Source organism: Streptomyces asoensis, assembly GCF_013085465.1.
Classification (GTDB): domain Bacteria; phylum Actinomycetota; class Actinomycetes; order Streptomycetales; family Streptomycetaceae; genus Streptomyces; species Streptomyces cacaoi_A.
Genome location: NZ_CP049838.1, coordinates 8364901 through 8382575 on the forward strand (window position 1 = coordinate 8364901; position 17675 = coordinate 8382575).

Genomic DNA, 17675 nt, shown 5'->3' on the forward strand with positions numbered 1-17675 from the left:
GTTATGTCGACCGGTCGATCGAATATTGAGGTGAGAGTAGAGGAGGGGTTGGATTCGTTCAATGGATGCGAATCTCGGCTGGGACATTGATTGTACCGACCGTCTGGTCTAACTTTCGCTCAGGGACGCGAAGCCGCGCGACGGGAGCCAGTCATGAGTGACAACAGCGTCGAGGAAACCACCGATCTGCGGGCCGCGGGCTGGAAGGCCATGCGGGCCGCCCTGCCGGGCGTCTTCCCCGAGGACGACGTCGACCTGCGGGACGGCCGCTTCGGGGAGGAACTCGTCGACATCGGTCTCACCAGCGTCTGGGGAGCGCTGTGGGGGCGCGAGGGGCTCGCCCCGCGCGACCGCAGCCTGGTCACGCTCGGGATCCTCATCGCCCTCGGCGCCGAGACCGAGCTGAAGACCCACGTCCGGATCGCGCTGACGAACGGCCTGACCCAGGACGAGATCGCCGAGGTCGTCTACCACTCCAGCGGCTACACCGGGTTCCCGCGGGCGGTCGCCGCCCGCACCGCAGCCCGCGAGGCGCTGGAGGGCTGACGGCCCCGCCCGGGTGTCCCCCCGCCCGGGTGTCAGCGAGCAGGGGCCCACACCGAGCACACGAGGAGCACACATGTCACTTCAGGGAAAGGTCGCGGTCGTCACCGGCGGCGCGCGGGGAATCGGACGCGGGATCGCGACCGTGCTCGCGGCCAAGGGCGCCGCCGTGGCGGTCTGGGACCTCAACACCGAGGGCGCCGAGAAGACCGTCGCGGAGATCCAGGCGGCCGGCGGCACGGCCCTCGCGGTGGGCGGTGACGCCGCCGACGCCGCGGCCGTGGCCCGCTCCGCGGCGCGCACCCGCGACGAGCTGGGGCCGGTCACGATCCTCGTCAACAACGCGGGGACGACCGCCTACGAGCCCTTCACCCAGATCAGCGAGGCGTCCTGGGACCGTCTGATCGGGATCAACCTCAAGGGACCGTTCCTGGTCACCCAGGAGCTGGTGCCCGACATGCTCGAGGCGGGCTGGGGCCGGATCGTCAACATCTCCTCGTCCTCCGCCCAGACCGGCGCGCCCGCCATGGCGCACTACGCGGCCTCCAAGGGCGGCGTCATCGGCCTCACCAGGGCGCTGGCGGTCGAGTACATCGACAAGGGAATCACCGTCAACCACGTCCCGCCGGGGTTCATCGACACCCCGCTGGTGCGCCAGGGCCCCGTCGACGTGGACGCGGTCGCGGCCACCATGCCGATGAAGCGGGCCGGTACGCCCGAGGACGTCGCACACGCGGTGGCCTACCTCGCCTCGCCGGAGGCGGGCTATGTGACCGGCCAGACCTTCAGCGTCAACGGCGGGCGCTACCTCACCTGACCAAGCCGACCGTCTGCACCCGGAACACCGCACCAACGCCGTACTGGAGCCGAGAATGAGCATCGACGACGACGCCGGGGCCCCGGCCCGCGTCCTGGTAGTGGGCGCCTCCGCGTCCGGACTGACCACCGTGGAGACCCTGCGCCGCAAGGGCTACGAGGGCCGCATCACCGTGCTCGGCGACGAGCCGCACGCCCCGTACGACCGGCCGCCGCTGTCCAAGCAGGTGCTCTCCGGCGCATGGGAGCCGGAGCGGGCCGCACTGCGCACCCAGGAGGTGCTGTCGGCGCTCGACGCCGAGTTCGTCCTGGGCGACCAGGCGGTCGCACTGGACCGGGCTTCGCGCGGTGTCCGTACGGAGTCCGGGCGGGAGTTGCGGGCCGACGCGATCGTCATCGCCACGGGGGTCCGGGCCCGGCGCCTGCCCGGATCGGAAGACCTCGCCGGCGTCCACGTACTGCGCACCCTCGACGACGCGCTGGCCCTGCGCGCCGGTCTGTCGGCCGGCACCCGGCTCGTGGTCGTCGGCGAGGGAGTGCTCGGCTCCGAGATCGCGGCCACCGCACGGACCCTGGGCCTGGACGTCACGCTCACCGGCCCGCTGTCGGCGCCGATGGCGCTCCAGGTGGGGCCGCTGGTGTCGGGCGTACTGGCCGACCTGCACACCGAGCGCGGCGTCGAGCTCCGGCTGGGCAACGGCGTCGTCGGACTCACCGCCGGGGGCGGCCGGGTCACCGGCGTCCGGCTCGCCACCGGCGAGGTGCTCCCGGCCGACGCGGTGGTCGTGGCGATCGGCGCGACCCCGGCGACCGAGTGGCTCGCCGACAGCGGGCTGGAGATCGACAACGGGGTGGTGTGCGACTCCCACTGCCGGGCGGAGGAGGGGATCTACGCCGTCGGCGACGTGGCCCGCTGGTACCACGAGGGCCTCGGCCGGCTCGTCCGCCTGGAGAACCGGACCAACGCCACGGAACAGGCCATGGCGGTCGCCGGGGAGATCCTCGGCGCGGACCGGCCGTACGCACCGGTGCCGTACTTCTGGACCGACCAGTACGACGCCAAGCTCCAGGTGCACGGATTCCTGCCCCCCGACGCCGAAGTGGACGTCGTCGAGGGGGATCTGACGGCCCGTCGCTTCGTCGCCCGGTACCGCAGCAAGGGCCGGGTCACCGGGGTGCTCGGCTGGAACATGCCCAAGCAGGCCCGCATGCGCCGTCAGGAGATCGTCGACGGTCTCGACGCTCCCGCCCCGACCCACTGAACGATCAGGAGAGATTCCCATGAAGGTTGTCGTCGACGAGGAGAAGTGCGTCGCCGCCGGACAGTGCGTGGCCGCCGCCATGGACGTGTTCGACCAGCGCGAGGACGACGGCATCGTCGTCCTGCTGGACGAGAACCCGCCGGCCGAACTGGCCGAGGACGTCCGCAACGCCGCCGCGGTGTGCCCGGCGCTCGCGATCCGCCTCGAGGAGTAGGCCCCGAACTTCGCCCCTTCCCCCCCATCCCCCACCGGAGGAACATCCATGGCCGAGGCAGACACCCGGGACCTCCCCGACGAGTCCCTCTACTTCTACCAGGACGAGCGGGACGCCAAGTGCCCCTTCGCCCCGCCGCCCGGGCTGCGCGCCCTGAACGACAGGGGTCCGGTCACCCGGGGCCGGATCTGGGACGGCAGCACCCCCTGGCTCGTCACGGGCCACGCCGCGCAGCGCGCCATCCTGTCCGACCCCCGGGTCAGCTCGGACGACAAGCGGCCGGGATTCCCGTATCCCAACCGGGCCATGGCGGAGACCGCCCATCATCACCCGCTCACGATCTTCAACGCGGACGGCGCCGACCACACGCGGATCCGCCGCATGATGACCCGCCCGTTCACCCGCCCCCGGATGGAGGCGCTGCGGCCGGACATCCAGAGGTTCACCGACGAGCTCATCGACAAGATGCTGGCGGGCCCGAAGCCGGTGAACCTGGTGACGGCGCTGTCGCTGCCGCTGCCCTCGCTGATGATCTGCGCGCTGCTCGGGGTGCCGTACGAGGACCACGACTTCTTCCAGGAGCACGCCTCCTTCGCCACCCGGAGCGACAAGACGGCCGAGGACGACCGCCGGGCGAGCGAGGCGCTGGGCGGCTACCTGGCCGCACTGCTCCAGAAGAAGATGGAGGAGCCCGCGGACGACGTGCTCTCCGACTTCGCCGCGCGGATCAAGGAGGGCGACCTCACCCTTCCCGAGGCCACCCTGCTCTCGATGATCCTGCTGATCGCCGGTCACGAGACCAGCGCGACCATGATCACGCTGGGCACCGCCCTGCTGCTGGAGAACCCCGACGAGATCGCGCGGCTGCGCGGGATCGAGGACACCCGGGACGCCGCGAACGCGGTGGACGAGATCCTGCGCTACCTGACCGTCGCGATGTTCGGGCAGCGGCGCATCGCCACCGAGGACTTCGAGTTCGAGGGCGCGCAGATCAAGGCCGGCGACGGCATCGTCGTCCCGCTGCCCGCCGGCAACTGGGACCCGGAGGCGTTCCCCGAGCCCGAGAAGCTCGACCTCACCCGCAAGGCGAACCACCACCACGCCTTCGGCTGGGGCATCCACCAGTGCCTGGGCCAGCAGCTCGCCCGGATCGAACTCCAGGTCGTCTACGGGACGCTCTACCGGCGCATCCCGACCCTCCGTCTCGCGGTCGACCGCGACGAACTCGAGTTCCGCCGGGCCGACGCGCTCGCCTTCGGCATCAAGGAGCTGCCGGTGACCTGGTAGTCCGGCATCGCCGCACCACCCGGACGCCTCGGCACCGACCGGCCGGTCCCACCCACCCGGGCGGGACCGGCCACCGCATCCGCAACCGCATTCCCCACCGCATCCGCATCCGCATCCGCACACCGCAGTACAACAGGAGTCAGGCATGAGCGAGTTCAGCTTCGAAGGACGCGTCGCGGTCGTCACCGGCGCCGGCCGGGGGATCGGCCGGGCCCACGCCCGCCTGCTGGCGGAGCGCGGGGCGAAGGTCGTCGTCAACGACCTGGGCGGAACCATGGAGGGCGACGGCTCGGACACCGGCCCGGCGCAGAAGGTCGTCGAGGAGATCGTCGCGGCCGGCGGCGAGGCCGTCGCCGACACCAACGACATCTCCACGCAGGCGGGCGGACAGGCCGTCATCGACTCCGCGATCGAGCACTTCGGCCGCATCGACGTTCTCGTCAACAACGCGGGGATCATCCGGTGGGCCGGCCTCCCGGAGGTCGACGCGGAGAACCTGGAGCGTCACCTCGCCGTCCACCTCGTCGGCTCGTTCAACACCCTGCGCGCCGCCTGGCCGCACTTCGTCGAGCAGCAGTACGGCCGCGTCGTGCTGACCACGTCCAGCGGCCTGTTCGGGCTCGACAACAACCTGTCGTACGCGGCGGCGAAGGCGGGCACGGTCGGGCTGGCCCGCAGCGCGAAACTGTCCGGCGAGCCCCACGGGATCAAGGTCAACCTGATCGCGCCCGCGGCGATGACCCGGATGGGCGGCGGCCCCGAGGAGGAGCCCGCCGAGACGGCCCCCGGCATGCCGTACATGCCGTCGGACGCGGTGGCGCCGATGGTGGCGTATCTCGCGCACGAGAGCTGCCCGGTCAACGGGGAGATCTACACCGCCGGCGCCGGCCGCTTCGCGCGCCTGTTCATCGCCTCGACCGAGGGCTATGTCCACGAGGGCGGTTCCGTCACCGTCGAGGACGTGGCGGGGAACTGGGACGCCATCAACGACGAGAAGGGCTACTACGTGCCGTCGGACCTGATGGCGTGGTCGGGCGCGTTCCTGAAGCACCAGTTCACACCGATCGCAGATTCGGCGAACGCGAACGCGTAGGCGGACGGCGGCCGCACGGCCGCACGGCGGTGGCCGAGGGTGCGCTGCGGAGGACGGTGGCCGAGGGCCGGGCGAAATGCCCGGCCCTCGCGGCGTTTCGCCGTGCGCGCCGGCAGCAGCCGCGGGATCGTCTGCCGTCTGCCGTCTGCCGTCTGCCGTCTGCCGTCTGCCGTCTGCCGTCTGCCGTCTGCCGTCTGCCGTCTGCCGTCTGCCGTCTGCGGTCTGCGGTCTGCGGTCTGCGGTCTGCGGTCTGCGGTCTGCGGTCTGCGGTCTGCGGTCTGCGGTCTGCGGTCTGCGGTCTGCGGTATGTCGTATGCGATATGAGGTCTGGGGCATGCGGTATGCCGCTAGGGGTCTGCGGTGTGCGGACAACCGCGTACGACGTCTGTGAAGGCCCGGTGGGCTCGTGCATGACGGCCCGTGGGCAGCCGCCGTACGGGATGGCGCGGCAAGCGGGACGGCGCCGGGGACGGTGAGGGGCGGGCAAGCCGCGTGGGACCGGCTCCGTCGTGCCGTCCTGCCCGGCCGAAAAACGGCCGGGGGAGGGAAGCGAGCGGAGCCGGTCCCACGCGGGGTACGCCGAGGCGGCGCGGTCAGGCCGCCTGACCGACCTCGGCCTCGTCGAGGCGCTTGCTCCGGGGGATGAGAAGGACGAGCAGCGCGCCCAGGGCACAGCAACCGACCACCAGCCAGAGGCCGTTCGTGAACCCGGCGTCGAGGTAGAACTGGGTGCCCTTGAGTATCGCGCCGTGCTGGGCCATCACGACGAAGGCCAGCTGCGAGACGATGATCTGAGCGACGCCCTGGCCGAGGGTCTGCGCGCCGTTGGCCAGCGCCTGCTCCTCGGGCGTGACCACCTCGATGATCATGATGGGCACGATGGCCATGACCATGCCCGTGCCGAACCCGGCGATCAGGCCCATTTCCACGATCTGGGCGGCGTTGTGGTGCAGTTGGGTGCCGATGCCGTAGCCGAGGACCGTGAGCGCGGATCCGGTGCCCAGCAGGATGCGTGCGTCCACCCGGCGGGCGAGCCAACCGGTGCCGACGGCCGCCACAATGATCATTGCGCTGATCGGGCTGGTGACGATGGCGTTGTGGGTGCCGGACCAGCCCAGGCCCTCGGAGACCGTGGGGATGCGCGGCATCAGGATCAGCATCTGGATCACCACGCCGACGGCGCTGAGTGAGCCGGCCGCGATGGACGTGGCCAGCAGGACGGTCCACACCGGACGCCGCCGTGTCATGGCCGGCGGGAACAGCGGTTCGGCGACCCGGCGTTCGACGAGTACGAAGGCGACCAGCGCGATCAGCGCCCCGGCGATGTAGGCGGCGAACTTGCCGCTGTCCCAACCCCAGTGCGATCCCTGGCCGACGGCATAGACGATCGCGGTGATGCCGCCGCCGAGCAGGAGTCCGCCGATCCAGTCCATCCGGCCGCCCGCCGCGCGAATCGGGCTCTCGGGCACGAAGGCGGCCACCAGGACGAAACTCACCGCGGTGCTGATGGCCATGAACCACAGCACGCCGCGGAAGCCGTAGTCGTCCAGGAGCCAGCCGGACAGGAACGGCCCGCCGAAGGCGACGAGGCCGACGCCGCCGGCGAGGATCCCGCTGGCGAGCCCGACCCAGCGGCGGGGGAACACGTCGCGGGTGATCGCGTAGGCGAGCGGGGCGGTGGCCGCGTAGACGCCCGCGATGCCGCGTCCGATCAGCAGCGTGCGGTAGTCGGTGGCGACGGCGGCGATCAGGTCGCCCACGAAGCCGAGTCCGGTGGCGGCGAGCAGGACGCGCTTCTTGCCGAAGAGGGCCGCGGCCTTGACCGCGAAGGGCAGGAAGAAGGTCCCGGTCAGCAGGGTCATCAGGGTGAACCAGGCGATCTCGGTGGTCCTGAAGTGGATCGCGACTTCGGCCTGCGCGATGCCGGACAACGCGGCCATGAGCGCGACCAGTTGGACGGTCCACACGAGCGCGATGACCATGAGGACGTTGCGCGGGGTGGAGGTGGATCTCTCCTGGGCCGGCGGAGCGACGGTTGGTGTCTGCGACATCGGGGCCTTCCATGGGTGAGCGGAGAACCAGGGAGCGGCCCGAGTGGCTGCGGGCCGGGAAGTGGGGACGAGCGCGCGGTACATGGAGCTTCGGTGCGGCTGCCGGAAAGATAGACCCAACGGTCGGTACAATCAATGAAACGCGCAGAAACCGGATCCGTCCGAAGCCGACGGGTCTGCGCGGCGGCTATTGCGGCCGCGGTGACCAGCGCTTTTCGCCTCGCGGGCGGTGGGGTGTGTCGCGGAATGCGAACGGTTTCCGTCCCGCTCAGTGGGACTGCCGGCTGAACCGGCGCGCCTGGCCGGTGCTCAACGCCCGGGTGGCCCCGTCAGGGGACCGCCCGACTGGGCCAGCCGGAGGTCGTTGACGCAGCCGGCGAACCGGGCGAGCACCGCGTCGGGTGTGCCCTCGGCGCCGGGCAGACAGGCGAGTTGGGCGTTCTGCCAGTTGCCCTTCCCCAGAACCAGACACCACCGCGTGGCGAACGAGGCACCCGCGCCCACGACGAGGACCGGCAGCACCGGCCGGGTGGTGGTCGGCAGGGGCAACGGGCTGGACACGAGCGCGCGGGCCGTTTCGCGCCGTCGGCGGCGGACGTGGCGGCGCCCGGCGACACGGCACGGCGCGCCGAACCGACCGGCCGTTCGCGTCAGCAGGGCCTGCGCCACACCCCCAGCTCCAGCTTCTTCTGCATCGACGACAGCTTCAGCCGACGGGTCTCGGCGCAGAAGCTGCTCGTCGGCTCGGCGTACTCCACATGGAAGACCGCCTTGCCCGCCGCGATGAACGGCGAGAGCAGGGCGCACTCGTCGAACTCGGCGCACTCCTCGTTGACCGCGAAGTCGAAGTCGGACAGGAGCTGGGGGATCTGCGGCAGGTCGTTCTTGAGACCCACCGCAAGGCCCCGTTCGTGTGCGATGTCCGCGATCACGCGGTTGTAGCGGAGCTGGTCGCGCGCGGTGAGCGGGAAACCGGTGTCGTTGCCGTAGCCCTCCACCAGGTCGGGCTCCACCGCGTCGAAGCCCTTGTCACGGCACATGTCGAAGCGCCGTTCCATGATCGGCCGCAGTACGTCGATCTGCCGGATGTCCAGCCAGCGCTCGCCCTCCCACCCGTTCTCCTCGCCGAGCACCGAGCTCGGGAAGGCTTTCCGGTCGGGCCGGAAGTTCTCCCAGGCGCCCACGTTGACGTAGCAGATGACCTTGCGGCCGTCGCGGTGCAGCCGGGCCACGTCCGCGGCGGAGTTCTCGAAGCCGTCGATGTCGTAGACGGGCACGTCCACCGACGGGTCGACCTCGCTGTCGAGCTGCCACTGCCAGGCCAGTCCCGGGCGGGGCTGCCACCAGGAAGCGTGCCTCGGGGCGTGGTCCCCGTCGTCGGCGCCGCCCGTTCCGGAACAGCCCGCGAGCGCCAGCACGGACACCGCCAGGATCGCTCGTACCGTGTACCTCATGCCGTGTACCTCATGACTGCGCTCATGACTGCGCTCATGACTCCGCTCCGGTCAGGGCAGGGGTCAACGCGGCCCAGGGATTGGGCAGTTCGCCCGTCACCGGACCGCAGACCGCCGCGCCCCGCTCTCCCGCGGTGCGTACGGCGAGCGGTACGAGCGCCTCGGGCACCCCGTAGACGAGATGGCACAGCCGCTCGGGCGGCTGCCGTGCCGCCCACGCGGGTCTGCTGAACGCGGACACATACGTCGACCAGTGGCCCTCGAAGGTGACCGTCAGATCGGCGAGGCGGACGTAGCCGGGCGCCGGATGCACGCCGGGGTTCAGCACGACGGTGCGGGCGCCCAGCCGGCGCAGGCCGCGGACCAGGCGGCGGCAGGCGGGAAGCCCGTCCGGGGTCGCCGTCACCCGGTCGAGGAAGCAGCCGTCGGCCGCGTACCACTCCTGGTGCCGGCGGAGGTCGTCGGCGATCGCGGCGCGGTCGCGGACCCCGTAGTCGGTGTCGACGTAGCCGAGCAGCCGAGCGCCGGCCGCCCGCAACGCGTCGGCCGCCGCGCTGAACGCGGGGTCGGGGCCCTCGCCCGGACCGTTCGCGGGGTTGAGGACCACCCCGTACGTGCGCGCGGCGGACGTGATCAGCCGGTGCCAGGCGCCCGGGTCCTCGGCCGGATGGACGTACAGGGGAATCAGCAGGCTCACGGCGCGCGGTCGCCTTCCCACAGCGCGGCCAGCGCGTCGTCGAGGGTGTGCGTGGGGCGCCAGCCCAGGGCCTGTTCGGCGGCGCCGATGTCGGAGCACTGCCAGGACACGTCCGCCGAGCGCACCGAGCGGCCGCCCGCCGCGTTCTCCTCGATCCGCCCCCGGAAGCCGGCCTTCGCCGCGAGGCCGTGCACCAGTTCGCGCACCGGCACCGCCCGGCCCCCGCCGATGTTCAGCACCGGTGGCAGCGGGCCGGGCGCGGTGACCGCGTACGCCACGGCCCGGGCCACGTCGCGGGCGTCCACGAAGTCCCGGTACGCGGACAGGTCGCCGAGCCGCAGCACCGCATCGGGGCCGTCGGGCCCGGCGTCGCGCAGCAGTCCGGCGAGCCGGCCGGGCAGCCCGGCGGCCGGCGCACCGGGCCCCACCGGGTTGCCCACCCGCAGCACCACCGCGTCCAGGCCGGAGGAGGTCACCGCGACGGTGCCGGCCAGCTTGGTCGCGCCGTAGGGGCCGACCGGACAGGTGGCCGCCGACTCCGTCACCGAGGTGTGGGGCACGCCCGGCCCGTACTCGGCGGCCGAGCCCAGATGCACCAGCCGTGCCGCGGGCGCCGCCTCCCGCAGCGCCGCGCACAGCACCGCGGGCCCGCGGGCGTTGACCTCGGCGAGGGTGACGGCGTCGCCGCCGGTCGCCCCCGCGCAGTTGACCACCGCGTCGGGCGCGGCCGCGGCCAGGGTCTTGGCCAGCTCCTCCGGGCGGGCCGAGGCGAGATCGACGCCGTACTCGGCGGCGGGGGACCGGCCGCCGCCGAGGACCAGCGCGCCCGGCAGGGCGCGCAGCCGCTCGGCGACATGGCCGCCCAGATAGCCGGTGTGGCCCAGGACGAGAATGCGCATGCGGTGCTCAGGCTCCCTTGAGCAGATGGGACTTGCGGGTGGTGAACTCGGCGTTGGCCCGGTCGTAGTCGTCGGGTCGGCCGATGTCCAGCCAGTATCCGTCGAACTCGTAGGCGTGCGGCTGGTTGTCGGCCTTCAGCAGGTCGAGCACCAACTCGTCGAAGCCCAGGGGCAGTCCGGGCGTGTAGCCGTCGAGCGTGCTGCGGGACAGACCGTAGACGCCCATGGAGACGCGGTAGTCCATGCTCGGCTTCTCGGTGAAGGCGACGACTCTGCTGTCGTCGGTGGTCAGCACCCCGAAGTCGATGTGCACCTTGCGGCAGTACGTCGCGATGGTCAGCGGCGCGCCCGAGTTCCGGTGGGTGCTCAGGACATCGGCGTAGTCGAGGTCGGTGAGGATGTCGCCGTTCATCACCAGGAACGTCTCGGGGAGCCGCTCGCGCAGGTTGAGCAGCGGGCCCATGGTGCCCAGCGGGCTCTCCTCTGTGGCGTAGTCGATCGACATGCCCCACTGGGAGCCGTCGCCGACATAGGCGCGGATGATCTCGCCGAGGTGTCCGATGGCGATGGTGCAGCTGGTGAAGCCGGCCGTGGCGAGCTGGCGCAGCACGATCTCCAGGATGGCGTGCTGGTCGCCGATGGGTACGAGCGGCTTGGGCAGCGCGGTGGTGTAGGGCCGCAGCCGAACGCCCTTGCCTCCCGCCAGGATCACTACGTGCATGGAGTTCCTCCTTCGTGGATGAGCGTGCGCAGACGTGCCGGACGGGAGTCAGATGTTGTAGATGCCGGTCTTGTAGCGGGCCAGGTTGGCCGGGTCGCGGAAGAAGTCCACGGTGTCCGCGAGCCCTTCCTCCAGGGTGTGCGCGGGCTGCCAGCCGGTGGCGGCGGCGAGTCGGCTCGCGTCCGCGACCAGCCGCATCACCTCGGAGTTCGCGGGCCGCACCCGGGCCGGGTCCTCGCGGACGTCGAGCGAGGTGTCCATCACCTTGCCGATCAGCGCGACCAGGTCACCGACCGAGATCTCCCCGCCGGTCCCGGCGTTGAAGGTGCGGCCCACCACCTGTCCGGCGGGCGCGGAGCCCACCGAGAGGAACGCCTGCGCGGTGTCCTTGACGAAGGTGAAGTCCCGGGTGGGACGCAGGTCTCCGAGGGTGATCGTCCGTTCCCCGGCCGCCACCTGGCCGATGACGGTCGGGATGACCGCGCGCATCGACTGCCGCGGCCCGAAGGTGTTGAACGGCCGCAGCGTCACCACCGGGGTGTCGAAGCTGGCGTGGTAGCTGTCGGCCAGCCGGTCCCCGCCCGCCTTCGAAGCGGCGTACGGGGACTGGGTGTTGATGGGATGGTCCTCGGTGATCGGCACGGTCTGCGCGGTGCCGTACGTCTCGCTGGTGGAGGTGTGCACCAGCCGGGGCGTGCCCAGCGCGCGCACCGCCTCCAGCACGTTGAGGGTGCCGGTGACATTGGTGTCCACGTAGCTGTGGGGAGCCTGGTAGGAGTACGGGATCGCGATCAGCGCGGCCAGGTGGTAGGCGACGTCGGCCCCTTCGAGCAGGCCGCGTACGGAGCCCGGGTCACGGACGTCGCCCAGGACGATCTCCACCTGGTCGAGGACGTCCGGGTGCAGGGTCTCCAGCCAGCCGTACGAGGAGAAGGAGTTGTACTGGGCCATGGCCCGCACCCGGTGTCCGGAGGCGACCAGCGCCTCGGTGAGGTGCGAGCCGATGAAACCCTCGGCTCCGGTGACGGCGGCGAGCGGTACGGAGGTCAACTCGGGTGTCCTTCCGGTCAGTTGAAAGTAGGGGGTGCGACGAGCGGGGAACCGGGCGGCGGGGCCGCCCGGGGGAGGCGGGTGCTCAGGCGTGCGGCGCCGGGCGGCCGAGCAGCCGCAGCGCGCACGCCGACAGACACAGCGCGGCGGCGCCGCAGCACAGGGTCAGCGCCGGGGCCGGACCGGGCGGCAGGCCGAAGAGCGTGACCGCCCCGGCTCCCGCGGCGGCGGCGAGCGAGATGCCGGCCGACGGCCAGGCCGCGCCGAACGCCTGGAGCAGGAGCGCGGTCCACAGGGCGGCCGCGAGGAACAGCAGAGCGGCCGGTTCGGCGCCGGTGTACAGGGCCGCGGGCACCAGGGGCAGCAGATAGGCGAGCAGACAGAGGCCGAGGATGCCGGCCGAGCGCAGCAGGAACCCGGCGGGGGTGGCGGTGGCGCGCAGCGCGGCGACCGACAGCCCGCGGTAGCGGTACAGCAGCCACTCCGCAGGCCCCATGCTCACCGTCAGCACGATCACCGCGTAGGGCTCCCGGTCTCCTTCCAGCAGCACCAGCACCCCGGCCGCGAGACCGAACAGGCCGTACGGCAGGGACCACAGCAGGCGCGGCCGGGTCGCGCCGGGCACCGCGGGGACGCCCAGCGCGACCAGCAGCACCCGACCGGTGACGGCGAGGGTGGCCAGCAGCGCCAGCAGCGGCAGCCCGGCCCGCAGCAGGGAACCCGGCTCCCACCACGGCAGTACGACGGTACCGGCGATCAGCGGGGTCAGCGCGGCCAGCAGCAGCCGCTCGCGGGCCAGCACGAGCAGGACCCCCGCGGCCGCCAGGTACAGCGACTGCGCGGCCGCGACCAGGGTGACCGGGCCGCCCCCGGCGGGCACCGCCGCGGCCGCCGTGGCCACCACCGCACCCAGGGGCGCGCCGATCAGCAGCGTACGGGCCGCCTCCCGCCGTCCGGTCGCCATCCGCAGATGGGCGCGGTGGCCGAGCGCCTGCCCCCAGGCCCAGGAGAGGAGGCCCGCCACGATCAGTACCGGGGTGTACCGGCCCGCGTCCCACAGCGGGGCGGTGAGCAGGTAGGCGAGGCCCGGCAGGGCGAACAGCACCCCCCGCAGCAGACAGCGCACCGTGTCCGGACGCCAGGGGTCGGCGGCCCGCGCGGGCTCGGGGAAGGTGCGGGGTACCTGTTCGTACAGCGCGGCGGCCAGCGAGAAGAGGCTCGGGTGGCCGTACCGCTCCTTGATCAGAGCGGCGGACAGACCCTCCGCCTCCAGCAGCGCCGCCACCTCGTACGGGTGGACGGCGGGTCCGACCCGGTCGGCGAGTTCGGCGGCGAGCCGGCTGACCGCCTCCTCGTCGGGGCCGCGCAGGGGCAGCCGGATCGCGAGGGTGGCGTCGTCGAAGGCCCAGCGCGGGCGGCGGCGCGGCGGACGGGTGTCGGCCAGCCGCAGCGCCAGCGTGTCCTGTTCGGCGCCGCCCGGTTCGAGGGATATCGGCCCGCTCATCCGGCCACCGTCCCGACCGGTGCGAGCGTCTCGGGCACGGCTGCCACGACCTCGGACTCCCGCTCCAGCGTGGGCAGTTCGAGATAGATGGAGCGGAACGTGTCGATCGTCTGCCGCAGGGTGAACTGCTCGATCACCCGCAGCCGCGCCGCCTCGCCCATCGCCCGCCGCCGTTCCGCGGCGCCCAGCAGTTCCAGCGCGGCCCGCGCCATCGCGGCCGGATCACGCGGCGGCACCACGAGGCCGGTGTCGCCGACGGCCTCCCGAACCCCGCCCACGTCGGTGGAGACGGTCGCCCGTCCGCACGACATGGCTTCGATCAGCGTGAACGGGAAGCCCTCACTGATGCTGGACAGCATCACGACGTTCCCGGCCGCGTAGGCGTCCTTGATGTCGTCCACGCGGCCCTCGAAGGTCACGGCGTCCGCGTGCCCGAGCTCGGCCGCCAGCGCCTCGCACCGTTCCCGGTAGGCCTCTCCGCCGCGCGGGGTGCCGCCGAACAATCGCAGCCGCACGTCGGGGAGTTGCGCCCGGACCAGGGAGAAGGCGCGGATCAGGGTCTCCAGGTCCTTGATCGGGTCGACCCGGCCCGCCCAGGTGAGCGTGAGCACCTCGGGCTCGGGGCCGGCCGGCGGGAAGGCGGCCGGGTCCACACCGTTGTAGACCGTGCGGATCGACTCCGGGTCGGCACCGCCCTCCTCCTCCCACAGCCGGTTGTAGCGGTTGCCCGGGGTGATCAGGGCGGCCCGGCGGTAGCTCTCCTGCGCCAGCAGCCGGAAGAAGCCGAGGACGACCGACTTCACCGGCCAGCGGTAAGGGGCGGTGCGGTAGCCGAGGTAACGTTCCCGCAGATATACGCCGTGCTCGGTCAGCAGCAGCGGCACACCGTCCCGTTCGAGCGCGGCGAGCCCCGGCAGGACGGCGACCCCGCCGCTGACCGCGTGCGCCACCCCCGTCCGCGGCGCCGGTGCCGCCAGCGGACGCAGGGCGTGCTCCAGCAGGGCGGTCGCGGTCACCGCGTCGTGCAGGGTCGGTCCGGCCTCGCGCACGGCCAGGCCCGGCCGGTTCCACACCGAGGTCAGGATCGAGATGGCCCGGTCGCCGCGCAGGAACGGGCTCAGCGCCCCGTCCGCCGCGGCCCGCGCCATCGCGTACAGGGCGGGAGCGAACCCGTCCTCGGCGCTCGGGTCGAGCAGCGCGGTCAGGAACTGTTCGTAGGCGGCGGCCAGTCGACCCCGGGCCCGCCCCCGGGGTGCCCGCCCTTCCGGCGGAGCGCCCCACATGGGGACGGACAGGACGCCCGAGACATGGGCGGGCAGCTCCCAGACGACGGGTTCGCGCCCGGTGCCGGTGACGGCGATGACGTCGAAGTCGATGTCGGGCATGCCCTGGACGAGCTGGTCGCACCAGACACTCACGCCGCCGTGACTGTGGGGATAGGTGCCTTCGGTGAGCAGGGTGACGCGCGTTGCGCCGAGGCGTCGCGCGTCGTCGTGAACGTGCATCGATGGGCTCCACGGCCGAGGTGTGGGGTGGTTCGTGCCCGGTGGGCCCCTGGGTCGGGGCCCACCGGTGGGGTCCGGCCGCGCACCGCGGCCGGTCGGTCCCTGGGTCGGTGCGCCGCTCAGTTGTCCGCGGTGTACGGGACCTGCTCGGTGACGCCCGCGGGGAGACGGGTGTCGGGCGCCGGGGCCGTGACCGTGACCGTGGCGGTGCCGGAGGCGTCGGCGGCCGGAGCCGCCGCGGCCGCCGGCAGGGTGAGACCGAGCGCGCTGCCCGCGGACGGCGTCCAGCCGGACGCCCCGCCCGCGTACGCGGTCCCGAAGGCGGAGCCGGCCAGTGTGGTGCCGGTGGGCACGGTCGCGGTCACATCCACCCCGGCGGGGGCCTCGACGGTGACGACGTCACCGATGCGGTAGGCGGTGACCGAGCCGGCCTGGAGGGCGGCCGCCCAGGCGGCCCGGCGCTTCAGCTCGGTGCCGACGTCCTTCATCCGCAGGTTCACCACGGGGGTGTCGGCCGCGAACAGCGCGTCGTAGCCGTCCAGGACACCGTTCAGCACCGGGTAGGCGATGCGGTCCTCGGCCAGGTTCGACTGGTGGATGAAGTGCGGCTTGGGGTCGTTGGACAGCACATGCCCGAGGGCGATCTTCGTCTCCAGCGGGACGATGTGGTCGGCGTAGCCGGTGGTGGTGTCCAGCGGCGCCGCGAGGCAGGTGGTGGTGGCCGGGTTGTCCTCGCAGATGCCGCTGCCGCCCTGGGCGCGGCTGGTGTAGATCCAGTTGTACTCGTCGACCTGCTCGGCCGCGTGGCCCGCGTTGTAGAAGACGTTCATCGGATAGCGCGGCACGGTCGTGGCGGAGCCGACCTGACGCGGGCCGGGGTCACGGGAGTTGTCCGAGCCGGTCCAGCCGATGCCGTTGTCGGTGAGGGCGAGGGCCAGGTTGGGGTTGTCCGTCGGCTGCTGCGGCAGCACCTTCAGCCCCGAGTGCTCGCCGGTCACCAACTCGTCGTCGGCCAGGGGGAGTCCGGCCGTCTGCCCGAAGACGCGGTTGTTCGCGATCTCGTCGGATATCTCCGTCCGGCTGACCCACCGGGTGGAGCCGTCGGCGTTGGTGGCGCACTTCCACGGCACCACCGCGGTGTCCTGCACACAGCCCAGGAAGGCGTGTGTGTAGGTGTGGTTGATCCAGCGGAACTTGTTCCGGTCCGCGATCAGCTTGTCCGCGAGCGCGTCGACGCCGTTGTTGTCCTCGCGCTGGTCCACGCTGCCGGCGCCGTTGTAGGCCAGGTCGAGGGTGAAGTCGTGGCCGGTCTGCCAGGCGGTGGCGTAGTCGACGTCCGCGGCCGTCATGCGGATCGGGTCGGGGGTGGCGTTCGGGTCGGTGCAGTCGACGTCGCCGGGTGTGCAGTTGAGGGTGGAGTTCCAGCGGTCGTCGGCGGCGAACACGTCGTCCACGTGCACGGCGAAGTAGTTGCGGGAGGCGCCGAGGTGCACACCGCCGGTCATCCACTCGACGATGCCGCGGGCCAGCAGCCGGAACTGCTGCTGGTACTGGTTGTAGACGAACGTGACGACGAGCTCGCGCCGCCCGTCGTGCCGGTACTCGCCCACCAGCGAGCCCCGCGTCGACTGCCCGGGGATCGGTGCGTCGACGTACGACGTGAAGTCCGCGCCCGCCGCGGGAGTCGAGAGGTAGGCGTAACTCTCGCCGACGGCCGGGTCGTTGTCCTCGAAGGGCACCGCCCCGTCGAGATATCCGAACGGGCCCGCCTGGCCGGCGGCGGTCACCCCGGCCTGCACGCCGTCGACACTGCCCGAGTAGCCGCCGTACACCGGGTACTGGAGACCGGCTTCCGGACGCGCGTAGGTGTAGGCGTCGACCTGGGGAACGGCGTACGTCTGCTCGTAGGCCGCGAGCGCCGTCATCTCGGTGGAGCCGGCCGCGAACGGGTTGTCGTTGGGCAGTACGACCGCCTGGAACTTGGCACGCGGCCGGCCGTCCACCGTGTCCGCGAGGAATCCGGCGTCGATCACGGGCCGGCCGGCCTGCGTGAGGTCGACCTCCGTGTACGGCGTACCGGCCGCGGTCAGCTCCGCCGCGATGGCGTCGGTGGCCGGTCCGCCGTCGCTCACCACGAGTACCCGCAGGTCGATGCGGGGGGCGGTGTCGTCGGCCTGGGCCGCTCCGGCCGGCAGGCCCAGCGCGGCGATGAGCGCGCCCACCGTGAGCACGGTGGTGCGTGTGGTCCGCTTCATGCGGTGAAGTCCCCTCCCCGGGCAGGGGTGATCACGGCTCCGCCAGAGCGGACGCACCCCCTTGCGCGGCGCCGGCGTCCCCCTCAGAAGCCAGTCGTCGTCGCATCCGTCGCGTCAACATAGTGAGGTCTCTGTGTAGCTTTCGTGGTCATGTTGCGAAACATGACGGAAAAGTATAGGTGTCCAACAAGCCGGAAACGGAACCGAATTGGGCGTTCCGTCATCAACGGGGTACGCGGGGCGGGTTGGGCCCCCGGGCTCCGTGTGCTGGTCCGGGGGCCTGGCGGCGCACCGGCGAGCCGCTGGGGCCCGCCGGGCGCACCG

Annotated in this window: 16 protein-coding genes; 6 read left to right on the forward strand and 10 right to left on the reverse strand. The window is 72.3% G+C overall.

What is annotated here, in order from left to right; translation table 11 throughout:
- Positions 1-153 precede the first annotated feature (153 nt).
- The 6 genes from G9272_RS37330 (at position 154) to G9272_RS37355 (ending at position 5215) form a co-directional block, all read left to right on the forward strand.
- Positions 154-546, forward strand: a complete 393-nt coding sequence (locus tag G9272_RS37330; protein ID WP_020129389.1) for a carboxymuconolactone decarboxylase family protein — start codon at positions 154-156, stop codon at positions 544-546.
- A 73-nt stretch (positions 547-619) separates the two neighbouring features.
- Entirely contained in the window at positions 620-1360 is a 741-nt protein-coding gene (locus G9272_RS37335) for an SDR family NAD(P)-dependent oxidoreductase (RefSeq protein WP_171400635.1), read from the forward strand.
- 55 nt (positions 1361-1415) lie between these two features.
- Positions 1416-2621, forward strand: a complete 1206-nt coding sequence (locus G9272_RS37340) for an NAD(P)/FAD-dependent oxidoreductase (RefSeq protein ID WP_171400636.1) — start codon at positions 1416-1418, stop codon at positions 2619-2621.
- Positions 2622-2640: 19 nt separating this feature from the next.
- Positions 2641-2835: a ferredoxin gene (locus tag G9272_RS37345; RefSeq protein ID WP_020129392.1), complete on the forward strand. Its 195-nt coding sequence runs from the start codon at positions 2641-2643 to the stop codon at positions 2833-2835.
- A 48-nt stretch (positions 2836-2883) separates the two neighbouring features.
- A complete protein-coding gene (locus G9272_RS37350) occupies positions 2884-4122 on the forward strand; it encodes a cytochrome P450 (protein WP_171400637.1) in 1239 nt (412 codons plus the stop codon).
- Between the two features lie 145 nt (positions 4123-4267).
- Positions 4268-5215 (forward strand): SDR family NAD(P)-dependent oxidoreductase, encoded by a 948-nt coding sequence (locus tag G9272_RS37355; protein WP_171400638.1) that lies wholly within the window; start codon positions 4268-4270, stop codon positions 5213-5215.
- A 593-nt stretch (positions 5216-5808) separates the two neighbouring features.
- Here G9272_RS37355 and G9272_RS37360 read toward each other — a convergent pair.
- From G9272_RS37360 to G9272_RS37405, 10 genes are all read right to left on the reverse strand, one after another.
- On the reverse strand, positions 5809-7266 hold the full coding sequence (locus G9272_RS37360) for an MFS transporter (protein WP_171400639.1): 1458 nt from the start codon (positions 7264-7266) through the stop codon (positions 5809-5811).
- Between the two features lie 309 nt (positions 7267-7575).
- Positions 7576-7935 (reverse strand): hypothetical protein, encoded by a 360-nt coding sequence (locus G9272_RS37365; RefSeq protein WP_171400640.1) that lies wholly within the window; start codon positions 7933-7935, stop codon positions 7576-7578.
- Positions 7917-8720: an endo alpha-1,4 polygalactosaminidase gene (locus G9272_RS37370; RefSeq protein ID WP_171400641.1), complete on the reverse strand. Its 804-nt coding sequence runs from the start codon at positions 8718-8720 to the stop codon at positions 7917-7919. The genes G9272_RS37365 and G9272_RS37370 overlap by 19 nt, the downstream gene beginning before the upstream one ends.
- A gap of 34 nt (positions 8721-8754) precedes the next feature.
- On the reverse strand, positions 8755-9417 hold the full coding sequence (locus G9272_RS37375; RefSeq protein WP_171400642.1) for a spherulation-specific family 4 protein: 663 nt from the start codon (positions 9415-9417) through the stop codon (positions 8755-8757).
- Positions 9414-10316 (reverse strand): NAD-dependent epimerase/dehydratase family protein, encoded by a 903-nt coding sequence (locus G9272_RS37380; protein WP_171400643.1) that lies wholly within the window; start codon positions 10314-10316, stop codon positions 9414-9416. Before G9272_RS37380 ends, G9272_RS37375 begins: the two co-directional genes overlap by 4 nt.
- A 7-nt stretch (positions 10317-10323) precedes the next feature.
- Positions 10324-11037, reverse strand: coding sequence for a nucleotidyltransferase family protein (locus G9272_RS37385; protein ID WP_171400644.1), 714 nt, complete (start codon positions 11035-11037; stop codon positions 10324-10326).
- A gap of 48 nt (positions 11038-11085) precedes the next feature.
- Complete coding sequence (locus tag G9272_RS37390; protein WP_171400645.1) at positions 11086-12087, reverse strand: GDP-mannose 4,6-dehydratase; 1002 nt, start codon at positions 12085-12087, stop codon at positions 11086-11088.
- Between the two features lie 85 nt (positions 12088-12172).
- On the reverse strand, positions 12173-13591 hold the full coding sequence (locus tag G9272_RS37395) for a hypothetical protein (protein ID WP_171400646.1): 1419 nt from the start codon (positions 13589-13591) through the stop codon (positions 12173-12175).
- A complete protein-coding gene (gene pelF, locus G9272_RS37400; protein WP_171400647.1) occupies positions 13588-15096 on the reverse strand; it encodes a GT4 family glycosyltransferase PelF in 1509 nt (502 codons plus the stop codon). Before pelF ends, G9272_RS37395 begins: the two co-directional genes overlap by 4 nt.
- Positions 15097-15215: 119 nt before the next feature.
- Positions 15216-17351 (reverse strand): hypothetical protein, encoded by a 2136-nt coding sequence (locus G9272_RS37405; protein WP_171400648.1) that lies wholly within the window; start codon positions 17349-17351, stop codon positions 15216-15218.
- Positions 17352-17675 lie beyond the last annotated feature (324 nt).